Origin of the sequence: Cereibacter azotoformans, from assembly GCF_021391315.1 — a bacterium.
GTDB classification, from domain to species: Bacteria; Pseudomonadota; Alphaproteobacteria; order Rhodobacterales; family Rhodobacteraceae; genus Cereibacter_A; species Cereibacter_A azotoformans.
The window spans coordinates 1,942,832-1,959,525 of the sequence record NZ_CP090021.1 but is presented as its reverse complement, the minus strand read 5'-3'; the positions used below and the strand labels follow the sequence as shown (position 1 = coordinate 1,959,525).

Annotated in this window: 15 protein-coding genes; 11 read left to right on the top strand and 4 right to left on the bottom strand. The window is 68.2% G+C overall.

Annotated features, from left to right (window positions below; all coding sequences use genetic code 11):
• Positions 1–16 precede the first annotated feature (16 nt).
• Entirely contained in the window at positions 17–2,515 is a 2,499-nt protein-coding gene (locus LV780_RS09825) for a sensor domain-containing protein (protein ID WP_108220399.1), read from the top strand.
• A gap of 16 nt (positions 2,516–2,531) precedes the next feature.
• On the opposite strand, the gene LV780_RS09820 is transcribed toward LV780_RS09825, so the two are convergent.
• Together LV780_RS09820 and LV780_RS09815 are read right to left on the bottom strand one after the other, a co-directional pair.
• Positions 2,532–4,031, bottom strand: coding sequence for an acetyl-CoA hydrolase/transferase family protein (locus tag LV780_RS09820; RefSeq protein WP_101341085.1), 1,500 nt, complete (start codon positions 4,029–4,031; stop codon positions 2,532–2,534).
• A gap of 163 nt (positions 4,032–4,194) precedes the next feature.
• Entirely contained in the window at positions 4,195–5,193 is a 999-nt protein-coding gene (locus tag LV780_RS09815) for an SDR family oxidoreductase (RefSeq protein ID WP_108220400.1), read from the bottom strand.
• Positions 5,194–5,438: 245 nt separating this feature from the next.
• On the opposite strand from LV780_RS09815, the gene LV780_RS09810 reads away from it, so the two are divergent.
• From LV780_RS09810 to LV780_RS09800, 3 genes are all read left to right on the top strand, one after another.
• On the top strand, positions 5,439–6,230 hold the full coding sequence (locus tag LV780_RS09810) for a hypothetical protein (protein WP_108220401.1): 792 nt from the start codon (positions 5,439–5,441) through the stop codon (positions 6,228–6,230).
• A 189-nt stretch (positions 6,231–6,419) separates the two neighbouring features.
• Complete coding sequence (locus LV780_RS09805; RefSeq protein WP_108220450.1) at positions 6,420–7,475, top strand: NAD-dependent epimerase/dehydratase family protein; 1,056 nt, start codon at positions 6,420–6,422, stop codon at positions 7,473–7,475.
• Entirely contained in the window at positions 7,472–8,821 is a 1,350-nt protein-coding gene (locus LV780_RS09800) for an NAD(P)H-dependent oxidoreductase (protein WP_108220402.1), read from the top strand. Before LV780_RS09805 ends, LV780_RS09800 begins: the two co-directional genes overlap by 4 nt.
• 39 nt (positions 8,822–8,860) lie before the next feature.
• On the opposite strand, the gene rfbC is transcribed toward LV780_RS09800, so the two are convergent.
• On the bottom strand, positions 8,861–9,394 hold the full coding sequence (gene rfbC / locus LV780_RS09795; RefSeq protein WP_011909139.1) for a dTDP-4-dehydrorhamnose 3,5-epimerase: 534 nt from the start codon (positions 9,392–9,394) through the stop codon (positions 8,861–8,863).
• A gap of 568 nt (positions 9,395–9,962) precedes the next feature.
• Here rfbC and LV780_RS09790 point away from each other — a divergent pair.
• The 3 genes from LV780_RS09790 (at position 9,963) to rpsI (ending at position 11,912) form a co-directional block, all read left to right on the top strand.
• Positions 9,963–10,751: an SseB family protein gene (locus LV780_RS09790; protein ID WP_108220403.1), complete on the top strand. Its 789-nt coding sequence runs from the start codon at positions 9,963–9,965 to the stop codon at positions 10,749–10,751.
• A 210-nt stretch (positions 10,752–10,961) separates the two neighbouring features.
• A complete protein-coding gene (gene rplM, locus LV780_RS09785; protein WP_011909137.1) occupies positions 10,962–11,426 on the top strand; it encodes a 50S ribosomal protein L13 in 465 nt (154 codons plus the stop codon).
• Positions 11,427–11,429: 3 nt separating this feature from the next.
• Positions 11,430–11,912, top strand: a complete 483-nt coding sequence (gene rpsI, locus LV780_RS09780) for a 30S ribosomal protein S9 (RefSeq protein ID WP_011909136.1) — start codon at positions 11,430–11,432, stop codon at positions 11,910–11,912.
• A gap of 125 nt (positions 11,913–12,037) precedes the next feature.
• Here rpsI and LV780_RS09775 read toward each other — a convergent pair whose 3' ends face one another.
• Positions 12,038–12,262 carry a DUF1127 domain-containing protein gene (locus LV780_RS09775; protein ID WP_011909135.1) on the bottom strand — a complete coding sequence of 75 codons (225 nt, stop codon included), beginning with the start codon at positions 12,260–12,262 and terminating at the stop codon, positions 12,038–12,040.
• 84 nt (positions 12,263–12,346) lie between these two features.
• On the opposite strand from LV780_RS09775, the gene LV780_RS09770 reads away from it, so the two are divergent.
• The 4 genes from LV780_RS09770 to LV780_RS09755 all read left to right on the top strand — a co-directional run bounded on the left by LV780_RS09770 (position 12,347) and on the right by LV780_RS09755 (position 16,613).
• Positions 12,347–13,750 (top strand): aminotransferase-like domain-containing protein, encoded by a 1,404-nt coding sequence (locus LV780_RS09770; protein ID WP_011909134.1) that lies wholly within the window; start codon positions 12,347–12,349, stop codon positions 13,748–13,750.
• 78 nt (positions 13,751–13,828) lie between these two features.
• A complete protein-coding gene (locus LV780_RS09765) occupies positions 13,829–14,716 on the top strand; it encodes an ABC transporter permease (protein WP_011909133.1) in 888 nt (295 codons plus the stop codon).
• Entirely contained in the window at positions 14,713–15,519 is an 807-nt protein-coding gene (locus LV780_RS09760) for an ABC transporter permease (protein ID WP_011909132.1), read from the top strand. The genes LV780_RS09765 and LV780_RS09760 overlap by 4 nt, the downstream gene beginning before the upstream one ends.
• Positions 15,516–16,613 (top strand): ABC transporter ATP-binding protein, encoded by a 1,098-nt coding sequence (locus LV780_RS09755; protein ID WP_101341089.1) that lies wholly within the window; start codon positions 15,516–15,518, stop codon positions 16,611–16,613. The genes LV780_RS09760 and LV780_RS09755 overlap by 4 nt, the downstream gene beginning before the upstream one ends.
• Positions 16,614–16,694 lie beyond the last annotated feature (81 nt).

The window sequence follows — 16,694 nt, the reverse complement described above, 5'->3', positions numbered from 1 at the left end:
AGGAGCGGCTCCGCCGATGACGGAAATGCCCAATCTGCGCAGCAGGCTGACGGGCCAGCCCCAGGGCCCGGCCGAGGAGTGCTGGGTGGCGCTGTTCGACGGCGTGGCGCATCCCGTCCTGATCAAGAACTCCGAGTCGCGCGTGATCTTCATGAACAGCGCGGCCTGCGAGCTGCTCGGATGCCAGCGGGGGGAGCTTGAAGGGCGCGCCGAGCATGAGCTTGTCGGCGGGCTGACCGCGGCCTGGCTGCGCGATCTCGACGCCGAGGCGATGCGCAGCGGCTCGCTCACCGTCGAGCAGGTGGTGCCGGGGCCCGCCGGCCTGCGCCGCTTTCTCGTGTCGCGCAAACCGGCCGGAGAGCATCTTGTCGTCACCTTCTTCGAGATCACGGAGCTTCGCCGGACGGAAGAGGCCCTGCGCGAGCGCGAGGCGCATCTGCGCGGCCTTCTCGATCTCAATCCTCTGGTTCCCTTCAGCATCTCCCCGGACGGGACGCTCTCGGACATCTCGGACCGCCTGGTGGATCTGACCGGCCTGCCGCGCGACACGTCTCATGTCGATGACTGGTGGGCGGCCATGCATCCCGACGACCGGCCCGAGCTTCGGGCCGCCTGGGCGCAGGCCGTGCGGGACGGGGCCTCCTTCGACGCCGAGCACAGGCTCCGCATGCCGGACGGCCAGTATCGCTGGTTCCGGGCGCGCGTCGTGGCGCGGCGCGATGAGGAGGGGCGGATCGACCGCTGGTTCGGCATCCTCGAGGATGTGCATGAGCGCCACCTCTCGCTCGACCATCTGCGCGAGAGCGAGGCGCGCTTTCGCGCCTTCGCCGACGATGCGCCGGTCATGATCTGGGTGACGGATGTGGAGGGGCACAATGTCTTCGTGAGCCGGAGCTGGCTGAAGGTCACGGGGCAGTCGCCCGAGGAGGCGGTCAACGAGGGCTGGGCCGCTGTCATCCACCCCGAGGATCGCGACGCCGTGGTCGCGATCTGGGAGAGCGCCCTGCGCCGCCGAGTGCCCTTCACGAACGAATTCCGGGTGCGCCGGCAGGATGGCAGCTGGTGCTGGGTGATCGACGTGGGGCAGCCGCGCGTTCTCGCGGACGGCACCTTCATCGGCTACATCGGCTGCTGCGTGGACATCAGCGCCCGCCGCCAGGCCGAGGATGACCGGGTGATGGCGCAGCTGCAGGTCTTCCACATGGCGCGCCACGACATGCTGACCGGCCTGCCCAACCGGCACTATTTCGGCGACTGCTACGAGGAGGCGGTGGCGGCTCTTGCGGCCGGCCGCTCGGTGGCGGTTCACATGCTGGACCTCGACGGGTTCAAGGCGGTGAACGACACGCGCGGGCATCCGGTGGGCGATCAGGTTCTTCGGCAGGTCGCCGACCGGCTGCGCACCTCGGTGCGCAGCACCGACACGGTGGCCCGACTGGGCGGCGACGAATTCGCCGTGATCCAGACGCCGGTCCGGACCGAGCAGGAGGCCTGCGATCTGGCCCGCCGCCTGATCGCGGCCGTCTCGAAGCCGTTCAACATCGACGGCACCGTGCCCGAGGTGGGGGCGAGCGTCGGCATCGCGTTTGCGCGCGGCCGCGGCGACAGCGCCGAAGAGGTCATGCGCTTTGCCGACGTGGCGCTCTATGCCGCCAAGCAGGCCGGCCGCGGCACCTTCCGCGTCTTTGACGAAGCGACCGACATCCATCTCCAGAGCCGGCAGAAGATGAAGTCGGCGCTGCGGGCGGCCCTGGGGCAGGGCGAGCTGTCGGTGTTCTACCAGCCGCTGATCGGGCTGGCCGACGGGCGCGTCACCGCCTGCGAGGCGCTGATGCGCTGGCACCGCAAGGGGGCGGGCTGGATCACGCCCGACCAGTTCATTCCCGTGGCCGAAGAGGCGGGCCTGATCGGCGTGATGGGCGAGTGGGTCCTGCATGAAGCCTGCGCCCATGCCGCCCGCTGGCCCGACAACGTGTCGCTCGCCGTGAACCTCTCGCCGCTCCAGTTCCACGGCGGCGGGCTCGTCGATGTGGTCGTGTCGGCCCTGCGCGCCTCGGGCCTTCCGCCCGAGCGGCTGCAACTCGAGATCACCGAGTCGGTGCTGCTCGACCCGACCGACCGCAACATCACGGTGCTGCAGGAACTGCGCGCGGTGGGTGTGAAGATCGTGATGGACGATTTCGGCACCGGCTATTCGTCGCTGGGCTACCTGCGCAGCTTTCCGTTCGACAAGATCAAGGTGGATCGGTCCTTCATCCGCGATCTTCCTCATGCGCGCGAGGCGCTGGCGATACTCAAGGCGGTGGCGGGCCTCGGCCGCAGCCTCGACATGCGCACCACCGTCGAGGGGGTCGAGACCCAGGCCCAGCTCGATTGCGCCATCGCCGAAGGGGTGGACGAGGCGCAGGGCTTCTTCTTCTCCCGCCCGCTGCCGGCGCCCGCGATCACCAGCTTCATCTCCGGCCGTCTGGGCCGCAGATTTGCGGCCTCGAAAGGCTCGGAAGGGGCGGCCTGACGCGGCGGTGCGTCGGTCAGGCCATCCGGCCGGTCTCGGCCAGCCGGACGTGCCAGGACAGGGCTTCCTCGAGCACATGCGGCGTGTGGCCGCCGCGCTGGCAGGCGCGCGCGACATAGTCCTGCAGCATCGGCTGATAGTCGGGGTGGACGCAGTTGGCGAGGATCGTCGCGGCTCGCTCGCGCGGGGCCAGGCCGCGCAGGTCGGCCAGCCCCACCTCGGTCACGAGAATGTCCACGTCATGCTCGGTATGGTCCACATGGCTCACCATCGGCACCACCGACGACACCGCCCCGTGCTTCGCGATCGACTTCGTCACGAAGACCGACAGATAGGCGTTCCGTGCGAAATCGCCTGAGCCGCCGATCCCGTTCATCATCTGCGTGCCGGTGACGTGGGTCGAGTTGACGTTGCCGTAGATGTCGAACTCGAGCGCCGTGTTGATGCAGATGAGGCCGAGGCGCCGCACGACCTCGGGGTGGTTCGAGATTTCCTGCGGGCGCAGGATCAGCCGCGGCTTGTAATCGGACAGGCGCGACAGCACCTCCTGATACTTCCGCGCCGAGAGGGTGATCGACGAGCCCGAGGCAAAGCGGAGCTTGCCCGCGTCGAACAGATCGAAGGTCGAGTCCTGCAGGACTTCGGAATACATTTTCAGATCGTGGAAGGGCGTGTCGATGAAGCCATGCAGCACGGCGTTCGCGATCGTGCCGATCCCGGCCTGCAGCGGCTGGAGCGTCTGGTCGAGCCGCCCCGCCCGCACCTCGTGCAGCAGGAACTCGGTCAGGTGGCCGGCGATGGCGCGCGTATCCTCGTCGGGATCGAGGATGGTGGCCGAGCTGTCGAGTTTCTCGGTGACGACGATCGCCGCGATCTTCTCGGGCGGGATCGGGATGAAGGGAAGGCCAACCCGGCTCTCGGGCGTCACGACCGGGATCGGCATCCGGTTGGGCCGGTAGGTCGGGATGTAGATGTCGTGCAGCCCTTCAAGCTCGGCCGGCTGGCTGAGGTTGATCTCGACGATGACCTTCTCGGCCAGGATCGCGAACGAGGCCGAGTTGCCGACCGAGGTGGTGGGCACAATGCCGCCGTTCTCGGTGATGGCCACCGCCTCGATCACCGCCACATCCACCCTGGGCAACTGCCGGGTGCGCAGCATCTCGACGGTTTCGGACAGATGCTGGTCGATGAACATGACCTCGCCCCGGTTGATCGCCTTGCGGAGGGCGGGATCGGACTGGAACGGGATGCGTCGGGCCAGCACATGCGCCTCGGTCAGCGTCTTGTCGAGGTCATTGCCGAGGGAGGCGCCGGTCATCAGCGTGATCTTCAGCGGCCGGGTCCGCGCACGGGCGGCGAGCGCCATGGGCACGGCCTTGGCCTCGCCCGCGCGGGTGAAGCCGGACATGCCGACCGTCATGCCATCCTCGATCAGCGAGGCTGCCTCTTCCGCGCTCACCAGCCGGCTGCGCAGGCCGGTGTGACGGATCCTCTCGTTGTAAACGCCGTCCAGCATGGGCCCCTCCTCCCTGAGAAAGCAATCCGGCCGACGGGAAGTTGCGCGGACCTTCAGCCAGCCGGCAACTTTCGTAGTTGTCCGGCCGGCGCTTCACAACCGAAGCTTCGCCTTCGGAGGGGCATGGCAGCCATGCAATTTACGCATGACGTATGCGCAGGGGTCATGGGTCGCGGCGTCGTGCTAGGATCGCGGCGGTTGCGAGCGCGGCTCCGGCAAGGAGAAGGCCACCCGCCGCAAGGCCGGTCCGCGTGGTCGGGCCGGAGAGGCTGAGGACGCTGTCGGAAGCCTCATCGCCGAAGCGACCGGCGGCCCCCATGTCGCGCTCGACGGGTTCCATCAGATTGTCGGCTCTCGCTTTTCCCGGCCCGATCTGGCTGTCCCAGGCCTTGCGGGCCATCATGCGGTCCATCCAGCCGGGTGCCACCATCGTCCCGAGGATCGCCTGCATCGAGGGGCCGCCGATCCAGATCTCGCGCGGGGCGGAGCGGGCCGCGGCGACCACCGCCTCGGCCACGGCCTCGGGCGTGTGGATCGGCGGGACGGGTTGCGGGCGGCCGTGGACATGGGTGCGGGCCCAGTCGAACTGGGGCGTATCGACGGCCGGAAGCTGCGCCATGGTGAGGCGGATACGGCTCTGGTCGTGGAGCAACTCGGACCGGAGCGAGTCGGTGAAGCCCCGGACGGCGGCCTTGGCGGCGCAATAGGCGGCCTGCAGCGGGATCGAGCGGTAGGCGAGGGCCGAGCCGATCTGAAGGATCGTGCCCCCGTCCTGCGGCCGCATGTGCCTCAGGGCGGCCAGCGTGCCGTGAACCGTGCCGAGATAGGTGACCGAGGTGACGCGTGCGTATTCCTCGGGCGTGGCGCGCTCGGCCGGGCCGAAGACCGTGACCATGGCGTTGTTGATCCACAGGTCGATGCGGCCCCATCGCTCCATCACCGCCTCGGCCGATGTGAAGACCTGCCCGGCCTCGGCCACATCGGCGCGCAGGGGCAGGGGCTCGCCGCCAAGCCGCGCCACTTCGGCGGCGGTCGCGGTGAGACCCGCCCGCCCGCGGGCCAGAACAGCCACCCGCCATCCCCGCCGGGCATAGGCCCGTGCCAGCGCCCGGCCGACGCCCGCCGTCCCGCCCGTGATCACGACAACCGGCCTCTGCCGCATCTGGAACTCCTCCGCTGATCCGCAGGCAGAACGGGCCGGCGGGGGGGATCGTTCCGTGGTCCTGCGGCTGCGGAGTGCCCGATCCGTCGGCAGGGCGCCGTGACGCAGGGCTTGACCGGCGCGCGCGGAACCGGCGGGCGGGGCGGGCGTTGCCGGGGCATGGACGAGTGAAGGACCAGTCCGACGAAGGCGCGCGGACGATGCGCCGCGCGGACAAAGTCATGCCTTTTTCCCGGAGAGACCGAATGAGCCGCGCGGCACCCTTTCTTGTCGATGACCTCCTGCCGGAAGGCGTGCGTCTGCGCGCCATCCGTCCGGTGAATTGCCGCCGCATTCCCGAGGCGCGGTCGGTGGCTGCCCTGGCGCTGCGGGACGGCGACGGCCGCAGTCTGGCGCGTCGCCTCGCGACGCTGGGGGAGGGCGTGACGGTTCTCGTGGCGGTGGAAACGCCGGCCGCGGCGGAAGAGGCGGTGCGCCTTCTGGCCGGGCAGGACCTTTCGGGTCTGGTCCTCGTGCTCGACGCACAGCCCGAGGTGGACTGGATCGGGCGGCTCCGGGCGCTGGCGGGGCGGCTTGTCCCGCAGGCGCCGCCCGCGGTGCAAGAGCCCGTGGGCGCGGATGCGCTGCGCTACCTCGCCAAGATGCGCGAACTCGAGGCGCTGATCGACCCGGACGCCGCGCAGGACGCGCCGTCGCGCGGGCGGCCCCTGGCCGATGCCCGGAGCTGGCATTCGCGCCTTCATGCGCGGGCCGTGGCGCGGTTTCTTCATGGTCAGGGGCGGGCTTCGCAACACGCCGTCCGGCTGCTCGACCGGACGGCGGTTCCCCGCGCGACGGAGCCGGGCACCTTCCGCGCCCTCTGGAGCGCGCTGGATGCCGGGCGTCCCTCCGCGAGCCTCGGGCAGGACGAGATCGCGCGGGAGGAGGCGCTGCTCGACGGCTTCATAGCGCAGGAGAAGGCCCGGCAGGCGGCGCTGGTGCGGCCCGCTCCGTGGCGCGGCCACCGCCGTTTGACGGCCATGGGCCTGCGCGCTTGACTTGCGCCCGGGGCTTTCCGATGATCTCGCAGTGGGAAAGTCGGGCGAAACCGGCCGAACGGATCAGCGCGGCAATTTCGGCCGCGTGACGGGCGCGAGGCGCTTCCCGACAGATTGACCGGCGTCTGCGTGCCGGACCATTTGCTTTGAAAAACGCCGCCAGACGGCACGAATTGATCGGAGATGTTGATGCCCCTGAAGGTCCTTTTCACAGGCGCGGACGGCTACGTCGGCGCCCTTCTTGGCCCCTATCTGCTGGAAAGAGGCATTGAGGCCGTGGGGCTCGATACGGGTTTCTACCGCAAGGGCTGGCTCTACCCGACATCGGCGCCGCGCCCGGCCGTCATCACCAAGGACATCCGGCAGGTCACGGCCGAGGACCTGGAGGGATTCGATGCGGTGGCCCATCTGGCCGAACTGTCCAACGATCCGCTGGGCCAGCAATCGCCCGGCCTCACGCATGAGATCAACCACGGCGGCTCGATGCATCTGGCCGAGGTGGCCCGCAAGGCGGGCGCGAAGCGGTTCGTCTACATGTCCTCCTGCTCGGTCTATGGGGTGGGGCGGCCCGACAAGATCCTCGACGAGACGAGCCCCGTCAATCCGCAGACCGCCTATGCCGAATGCAAGGTGAAGGTCGAACAGGATCTGACGGGCCGGGCCGGCGCGGATTTCGAACCCTGCTTCCTGCGCAACGCGACCGCCTATGGGGCCAGCCCGCGCCAGCGGTTCGACATCGTGCTCAACGACCTCTGCGGCCTGGCCTGGACCACGAAGAAGATCACGCTCCAGTCCGACGGCTCGCCCTGGCGGCCGCTCGTTCACGCGCTCGACATGTGCCAGGCGGTCTGGCGCTCGCTGATCGCGCCCGCCGATGCGATCACGGGCCAGTGCTACAACGTGGGCTCCAACGACCAGAACTACCGCGTGATCGAGATCGCCCGCATCGTGGCCGACAGCTTTCCGGGCTGCGAGCTTGAGGTGGGCCAGCCTTCGGCCGACAACCGCTCCTACCGGGTGAACTTCGACAAGATCCAGCGCGTGCTGCCCGACTTCCGGTGCGAATGGACCGCCGAGAAGGGCGCACGCCAGATGCGCCAGGTGTTCGAGCGCATCGACATGACCCCCGAGGAGTTCCGCGCCGAGCCCTACACCCGGCTCAAAATGCTGATGCGGCTGCGCGCCGCCCGGCTTCTCGACGACAAGCTCTACTGGGCCAATCCGGCTCTGGAGGCGGTGGCATGATCATCGTCGACAAGGCGCTGGCCCGGCGCGCGGCCGAGGGCCGGCCGATCCGCGTCGGCATGATCGGCGCGGGCTTCATGGGGTCGGGCATTGCGTTGCAGATCGCGAACTCGGTGCCCGGGATGCAGCTCGTGGCGATCGCGGCGCGGCGGGTCGAGCAGGCGACCGTGGCCTTCGAGTCCAGTCGGACGGGCGAGAGCGTGCGCCGTGTCTCCACACAGGCCGAACTCGAGGCCGCGATCGTGGCCGGCGAGCCTGCCGTCACCGACGATCCCGCCCTCGTGGGCTGCGCCCGCGGGATCGAGGCCATCATCGAGGTGACGGGCTCGATGGACTATGCGCTGCTCGCGGTCGAGGCGGCCATCGCCACCGGCAAGCATGTGATCCTGATGAACGCCGAGCTGGACGGGACCATCGGGCCGCTCCTGAAGAAGCGGGCCGATGCCGCGGGCGTGGTGATCACCAACTGCGACGGCGACCAGCCGGGCGTGCAGATGAATCTGATCCGGTTCGTGAAGGGGATTGGTGTCAAGCCGGTCCTGTCGGGCAACATCAAGGCCCTGCAGGATGAGTATCGCACCCCCGAGACCCAGCGCGGCTTTGCCGAGAAATGGGGTCAGAACGTCCATATGGTGACCTCCTTCGCGGACGGCACCAAGATCTCCTATGAGCAGGCGATCGTGGCCAATGGAACGGGGATGCGCGTCGCGCGGCGCGGAATGATCGGGATCGACCCCACGGGCAAGAACCCGACGCTGCCGCTGCGACCGCTCGAGGAATATGTCGCGATGTTCGCGCCGCACCTCGATCCCGAGGGGCCCGGCATCGTCGATTATGTCGTGGGTGCGCGGCCGGGGCCGGGGGTCTTCGTGATCGGCACCCACGACGACCCACGGCAAAAGCATTACCTCAATCTCTACAAGCTCGGCGAGGGGCCCTACTACCTCTTCTATACGCCCTACCACCTCTGCCATTTCGAAGTGCCGATGACGGTGGCGCGCGCGGTGCTGTTCGGGGATGCGGCGCTGACGCCGCTCGGCGCGCCGCAGGTGGGTGTGGTGGCGGTGGCCAAGCGCGATCTGAAGGCGGGCGAAGTGCTCGACGGGATCGGCGGCTTCACCGCCTACGGCCAGTGCGAGAACATCGAGGTGGTGGCCGCCGAGCGGCTGCTGCCGATGGGTCTCGCCGAAGGGGGGGTGCTGCTGCGCGACATCCCGCGCGACCAGGCGCTGACCTTCGGGGATGTGCGCCTGCCCGAGGGCCGGCGCATCGACGCGCTTTATGCAGAGATGGAGCAGGAGTTCGGCCTCGCGCAACCCGCCGAGACCTTTGCCCTGATCGGCTGACGGGCCGGAGCGCGGGCCTTCACCGCGCTCCGCCTGCGCCTATCCCGGCGTGTAGTCCGGCCAGGCCGCATCCTTTTCCGAGATCACCGAGACCCCGCCGGCCCATGCGATTCCGAAGGTCGGATCATCCCAGCGCACGCCGCCCTCGGCGCCCGGCGTGTATGCGGTCGAGACGAGGTAGGAGACCGCCGTCGCATCCTCGAGCGTCAGATAGCCGTGCGCGAACCCCTCGGGGATATAGAGCTGGCGGTGGTCCCCGGCGCGCAGGTCGAACCCTTCCCATTTCATGTAGGTGGGCGAATCCGGGCGCAGGTCGATGATCACGTCGTGAATGCGCCCGCGCGTGCAGGTGATCACCTTCACCTCGGCGTGCGGGCTGCGCTGGTAGTGCATGCCGCGCAACGTGCCGACCGCATGGTTGTAGGAGCTGTTGTGCTGGACGAAACGGGTGGCAAGTCCGGCCTTCGCCATCTCCTCCTCGCAGAAGGTTCGCTCGAACCAGCCCCGGTGATCCTCTCTCGGCTCCGCCTCGATGAGGACGGCATCCTTCAGCGTCGTCGGAATGAAGCGCATGCGGCAAGTCTCTCCTGTCAAGATCCGCCCCGGCCTGGTGCCGGCGTCGAAATGCGACGAAAGTCGGCGTGAGGGGACTGTGTCCGGGATTGCATCGGCGGGCAAGCGCCAAACGCCACTGGTTCGGACCGCTCAACGGTGGGCCGAATCGATTCGTCTCTCCTCGTTGTGATCATTTCGAGCGGAACGCCGCCGTATCGTGCGCAGCTTTTCGCTGAGCGAGAGTGAGTGGCGCGTGGCTCTCCCGCCGGTTGCGCCACAACCGGCTTCCGGTTGCACTTTTGGCTAGATGATGAAGGAAACGTTGACGCAGCGAGCGGAGGAATACACAAGTTAATGCACATTATCACTAAGAGTAGTGCCCAAACTTTCGAACGTATTCATTCGATAACGAAATGATTGTCGGCAAGAAGACGAAGGGGCGGCGGGAGCGAGCCGCCCCTTCGCTTTTTGTGGCGCCGGATCCCCGCGGCACGCCTTAACGGGATGGGGACACGTCCAACCAATCTTGCCCGGACGCCGCCGAGGCACTAGGGACGTCCGATCCGTCAGATCAGGAAGTGCCGTGATGACCCCTCTCGACCAAGCGCATGAAGCGATGGAAACGGCCCCCGGCGACGATGCCGCGCGGCTGCGCTTCTATGGCCAACTGGCGGATGGCGAGCTGTTCCTGCTGCTCGAGAGCGAGCCCGAGGATGAGACCCTGACCCCGCAGCTGTTCGAGCTGGAAGAGGGGCCCGTGGTCCTCGCCTTCGACCTTGAAGAGCGGCTTGCGGCCTTCACCGGCGTGCCCGCGCCCTACGCCGCCTTGCCCGGGCGTGTCGTGGCGGGGCTGCTGGCCGGGCGGGGGATCGGACTGGGGCTGAACCTCGGCGATGCGCCCTCGGCCATGCTGCTGCCGCCCGAGGCGGTGGACTGGCTGGCCGAGACCATCTCTCATGCGCCGTCCGAGGCCGAGGCGCGTCCCGCGGGCTTTGCCCCGCCGCAACTGCCCGAGCCGCTCATCGCGGCGCTGGATGGCAAGCTCGCCCGTGCGGGGGGGCTTGCTGGCCATGCCCTGCTTGCGGCCGTGCGCTACGAGGACGGGCGCGAGGCGCACATGCTGGCCTTCGTCGCGGCCCTCGACGGGGCGCAGCCGGCTCTGGCGCGCTCGGTCTCGGAGGCACTGACCTTTTCGGGGCTCGAGGCGGGGACGCTGGACGTGGCCTTCCTCGCCGAAGGCGACCCTGTCGCGGTCGCCATGGCCCGTGTGGGGCTGCGGTTCGATCTGCCCGTGCCGGCGGCCCCGGAACTGCGCGAGGAACATGTCCCCGTCGCGCCGGGCATGGATCCCGAGCGCCCACCGATCCTGAAGTAGCGCGCCCGCGGGCGGAAGATCCGCGACAGACTCCCGCTTTCCCGGGGCCGCGGAACGACTTGGCGTGGGGTATCTGAATACCTATTTTTCAGGCCATTGGAATCGCTGGATTATTCCGCGTGCGATCCTCTTGACCTGCGCAGCGAAATGCCGGAAACAGCCGCATCCGAATTCGCGGGGGCTGCCCTCGCTCCATTCCAGGAATTCCCGATGAAAACCTTCACCGCTACCCCGGCGGATATCGAGAAGAAATGGATCCTGATCGACGCCGAAGGCGTGGTTCTGGGCCGTCTCGCCACGATCGTCGCCAACATCCTGCGCGGCAAGAACAAGCCGACCTTCACCCCCCACATGGACATGGGTGACAATGTCATCATCATCAACGCCGACAAGGTGCAGATGACCGGCAACAAGCGCGCCGACAAGCGCTACTACTGGCACACCGGCCACCCGGGCGGCATCAAGTTCCGCACCGCCGCGCAGGTGCTGGACGGCGCCCACCCCGAGCGCGTGGTGATCAAGGCTGTCGAGCGCATGATCTCGCGCAACAGCCTCGGCCGTCAGCAGATGACCAACCTGCGCGTCTACGCCGGCGCCGAGCATCCGCACGAAGCGCAGCAGCCCACCGTTCTCGACGTCGCGTCGCTGAACCCGAAGAACACCCGGAGCGCGTAAGCCATGGCCGACATCAAATCCCTCGACGATCTGAAATCGGTCGTTGGCGACGCCCCGGTGGCCGAAGCCGCCGTCACGCGCGAGCCGGTGCGTGACTCGCTCGGCCGCTCCTACGCCACCGGCAAGCGGAAGGACGCGGTGGCCCGCGTCTGGATCAAGCCGGGCTCGGGCAAGGTCACCGTCAATGGCAAGCCGATGGACGAGTATTTCGCCCGTCCGGTGCTGCAGATGATCCTGCGCCAGCCGTTCACCGTTGCCAATGTGACGGGTCAGTTCGACGTCATGGCGACCGTCGCGGGTGGCGGTCTCTCGGGCCAGGCCGGCGCGGTCAAGCACGGCATCTCGAAGGCGCTGCAGCTGTACGAACCCTCGCTCCGCGCCGCCCTCAAGGCCGCGGGCTTCCTGACCCGCGACAGCCGCGTCGTCGAGCGGAAGAAATACGGCAAGGCGAAGGCCCGCCGCAGCTTCCAGTTCTCGAAGCGCTGATCCTCCGGTACGCTCTTTCGGAAAGGCCCGCCTCCTGGCGGGCCTTTTGCGTGTCGGCGGCGTGGGCCCCATCAACAAAAAGACCGGGCAGGGCCCGGTCCAGTCATGGGGACTTTTGGGCAGGATCACTCCTGCCAGAAGGGCTTGGACGCCTCGATCTCGGCGGCGCGCGCGGTCAGGCCGATGTCGCGCAGCAGGTGCGGGTCGAGCCGCGAGAGCCCGAGCCGCGTTTGGCGTCGCTCCTCCCAGCGAAGCACCAGCAGGCCGAGGCCGAACAGGGCGCGCGCCACGGGCGGCAGGGGCCGGTTCAGGGTCAGGGCGGGCGGGATTTGCGGGATCGCGCGAGTCATCGGAGCACCTTTGTATTGATACAATGAGGCGTATCAACTAATGAAAGCATACAAAGTTGTGTTTACTCGCTCCAGAGGAACATTGTGACTGATACAATATGGCGGCCGGATCTCGCACAATTTCCCGGTCCGAAGTATCTCGCCCTCGCACGCGCCCTGCGGGATGCCATCCGCGCAGGACGGTTGAAGCCCGGCGCGCAGCTTCCGACGGTGCGCGATCTGGCCTGGACGCTCTCGGTCACGCCGGGCACTGTCTCGCGCGCCTATCAGCTGGCGACGCAGGAGGGGCTGCTCGCGGCCACGGTCGGACGCGGCACCTTCGTCGCGGCCGCCGAGCCAAGGCTCGGGCCGACGCAGGAGCTGTTTGTCGAGCGCGATCCGCAGGAGGCGCCGGGTCTGCTCGATCTCCGCTCGCCGCAGCTGCCGGACGTGGGGCAGATGCCGCTGTTCTCCGCGGCCCTGAAGCGGGTGGCGGAGGGGCTGGGCGGTGACTGGCGCGACTATCCGACCCAGCGCGAAGAGGCGGCGCTGCGCGCGGCGGTGCGCGACTGGCTGGCCGACCGGGTGCTGGGGCCGATCGCCCCCGAGGACATCGCCCTCACCCATGGCGGGCAGAGCGCCATCGGGCTGGTGATGCTCTGCTGCCTGCGGGGGGACCGGCCCGTGGTGCTGACGGAAGAGCTTGCCTACCCCGGCTTCCGCCACGCCGCGCGGCTGGCGCGGGCCGAGGTGGTGGGGGTGGAGCTTGACCAGCACGGACTGCGGCCGGACGCGCTGGAAGCCTGCTGCCGAAAGCACGGGCCCCAGGTCCTTTGTGTGACGACCGAGGCGCAGAACCCCACCGCGGCCCGGATGCCCGAGGAGCGACGCGCCGAGATCGTCGCCATTGCCCGCCGGCACGAGCTGCAGATCATCGAGGACGATTGCTACACCGTGGCCGAAAGCACCCTTCCCGCCCTGCGCGCGCTGGCGCCCGAGCGGACCTGGTATGTGGGCAGCCTTTCCAAGACCGTGTCGGCGGCGCTGCGCTTCGGCTACATCCTGTGCCCGACGGGGCGCGGTGAGGCGGGACGGCTGACCGCGCAGCACGCCTTCTTCGCGCTTGGCCGGCCGGTGTCGGACCTCTGCCTCGACCTGTTCCAGAGCGGGCAGGCCGCCGAGATCCGCCACCGGGTCCAGAGCGCCTTTGCCGACCGTCTTCAGGCCGTCGTGAACGGGCTCGGCTCGCACGAGCTGTCCTGGCAGCCGGGCCTGCCCTTCGTCTGGCTGCGGCTGCCGGTCGGCTGGCGCACCTCGAGCTTCACGCGCACCGCCGAAAGCGAGGGCGTGCTGCTGCGCTCGGCCGATGAATATGCGCTGGTGCATGGCCGCTCGCCGAACGGGGTGCGGCTGGCCATTGCGGGGCAGGTGCCGCGCGCGCGGTTGGAAGCGGCGGTCGATCGGCTCTCGCGCCTGCTGGCGTCTCCCCCCTCCGAGCTTCCGGTGTGACGGCCTGGCTTCCCCGAGTCTCTTCCCTTGGCCCGCGAGCTATGCAAGAAGTTCAAGGCACGGCGGAACGGGGGCGCGATGGAGCAGGAAACGCGGTGGAGTCGCTTGCGGCGGTCCGAGGCGGCTCATGGCTATCTTCTCGTGGGACCACCCGCCCTCTATGCGATCCTGCTGCTGGCGGCGCCGCTGGGGACGATTCTGGTCTACAGCTTTCTGACCGACGGCTACCTCGAGATCATCCGCGAGTTCACGCTGGCCAACTATCGTGAGGCCTGGACGAACGAGCTTTACCGCAGCGTGATGCTGCGCTCGCTCGGCGTGGCGATGGCGGTGACGACGGTGACCGTGCTGCTGGCCTTCCCGGTGGCCTATTTCGTCTCGTTCCATGTCGCGCCCGAGCGCAAGTCGCTCTGGCTGTTCCTGATCACCATTCCGTTCTGGACCAGCTACCTGATCCGCGTCTTCCTGTGGAAGGTGATCCTCGGGTTCAACGGGGTGATCAACTCTGGGCTGCTCGGGCTCGGGATCATCGACGAGCCGCTGACCTTCATCCTCTACAACGTGAACGCGGTGGTGATCACGCTCGCCCACGCCTACGCGCCCTTCGCGATCCTGCCGATCTTCGTCGCGCTGGAGAAGATCGACCGCTCGCTGCTCGAGGCCGGGCAGGATCTGGGGGAATCGAAGCTGATGACCTTCTGGCGGGTGACGCTGCCGCTGGCGATGCCGGGGGTGATCGCCTCGGTGCTGATCGTCTTCATCCCGACCATCGGCGACTATGTGACCCCGCAACTGGTGGGCGGACCCGAGGGGCGGATGGTGGCGAACCTCATCCAGCTCCAGTATCTGAAACTCGACAACTACCCGCTGGGGTCGGCCATCGCCGTCTCGGCCATGAGCATCGTCACGGTGGTGAGCCTGATCTTCCTGTTCCTGAACCGCCGCTTCCTCCGGGGGCCGAAATGAAGGGGGGCGGGTTTCGGATCTATGCGCTGGCCTACCTGATCTTCCTCTATGCGCCGATCATCCTGCTGCCGCTCTTTGCCTTCAACGAGGGCACGGTCATTGCCTTTCCGCTAACGGGCTTCAGCACCAAGTGGTTCGTGGCCGCGGCCAACCAGCCGACGCTGTGGCTGGCGGTGAAGAACAGCCTGATCATCGCGGCCTCGGCCTCGGTCATCTCGACCGCGCTCGGCGTCTTTGCGGCCCGCGCCTCGACGCGCTACCACTTTCCCGGCAAGGGGGGCGTCATGGGCCTCATCATGCTGCCGCTGGTGCTGCCCGAGATCATCGTGGCGGTCTCGCTGCTGGTGGTGCTGCTCGGGCTGGGGATCAACCTGTCGATCGTCACCGTCATCCTCGGGCATGTGCTGATCTGCACGCCCTTCACCATCGCGATCCTGACCTCGGCCTTCCAGTCGCTTGACCGCTCGCTCGAGGAGGCCGCCTATGACCTGGGCGAGACCGGGATCTCGACCTTCCGGCTGATCATCCTGCCGCTGGTCATGCCGGGGATCATCTCGTCGCTGCTGATCAGTTTCACCATCAGCCTCGACGAGTTCATCATCGCCTTCTTCCTCGCGGGCACCCAGCCCACGCTGCCGATCTACATCTTCTCACAGTTCCGCTTCCCGCAGGCGGTGCCCGTCATCATGGCGCTCGGAACGGTGCTCGTCGCCTGCTCGATCGTGCTGCTCGCCAGTGCCGAATATTTCCGCCGCCGTGGCCTTGCCCGTTCCGGCGCCAAGGATACCGGAGGCTTCCTGTGACCGCTGCCGCGAAACCCACGATGATCGAGTTCCGCGACGTCCACAAATACTACGGCGATTACCACGCGCTGCGCGGCATCACGGCGACGATCCGGGCGGGCGAGTTCTTCTCGCTGCTGGGCCCCTCGGGCTGCGGCAAGACCACGCTGCTGCGCACCATCGCGGGGTTCGAGGAAATCTCGTCGGGTGCCGTGATGATCGACGGCAAGCACATGGAGGGCGTGCCCGCGAACAAGCGGCCCACCAACATGGTGTTCCAGAGCTATGCGATCTTTCCGCACCTCACGGTGGCCGAGAACGTGGGATTCGGCCTGCGCCGCGCGAAGCTGTCCAAGGACGAACTGAACCGCCGCGTGGGCGAGGCGCTCGAGATGGTGGGGCTGCGGGGGCTTGGCGCGCGCGCGGCCCACGCGCTCTCGGGCGGGCAGCGGCAGCGGGTGGCGCTGGCCCGCGCGCTGATCCTGAAGCCCAAGGTGCTGCTGCTGGACGAGCCGCTCTCGGCGCTCGACAAGAAGATGCGCGAGCAGATGCAGGTGGAGCTGATCAAGCTGCAGCGGCAGGTGGGCATCACCTTCATTCTCGTGACCCACGACCAGGAGGAGGCGCTGGTCATGTCCGACCGGATCGCCGTCATGTTCGAGGGCGAGATCGCCCAGCTCGCCGATCCCGAGACGCTCTACCGTCGGCCCAACTCGCGCAAGGTGGCGGATTTCATCGGCACGATGAACTTCCTGCCGGCGCGGATCCTGTCCGAGGGCGAGCAGGGGATCGAGGTCGAGGCGCAGGGGCTGGGGCGGATGCTGCTCGACCCGAGCCAGGCGCCCGGTGCGGCCTCGGGCACGGGCAGCTCGGTCGGCTTTCGCCCCGAGACCGCCACCATGCTGTTCGAGGGCCAGAAGGCGGAACGGGAGGCGATGGGGACCGTCGAGGAGGTCGTCTATTACGGCGACATGACCTATTACGACGTGCGCCTTGACGGAACCGAGGCGCCGATCCGCATCTCGATGCGCAATGTCTTCGGCCGGCCGGTGCTCGAGATCGGGGCCCGCACGCGCGTCGCCTGGAGCCCGGGGGCGATCGTCCTGTTCCGCTGAGGGCGGTGGTTGCCGTTGGTCCGCTTCGGGGGATCGTTCGGCCGCCGGAACGCGCCGGGGGGCTGTCTGCCCCCCGGACCC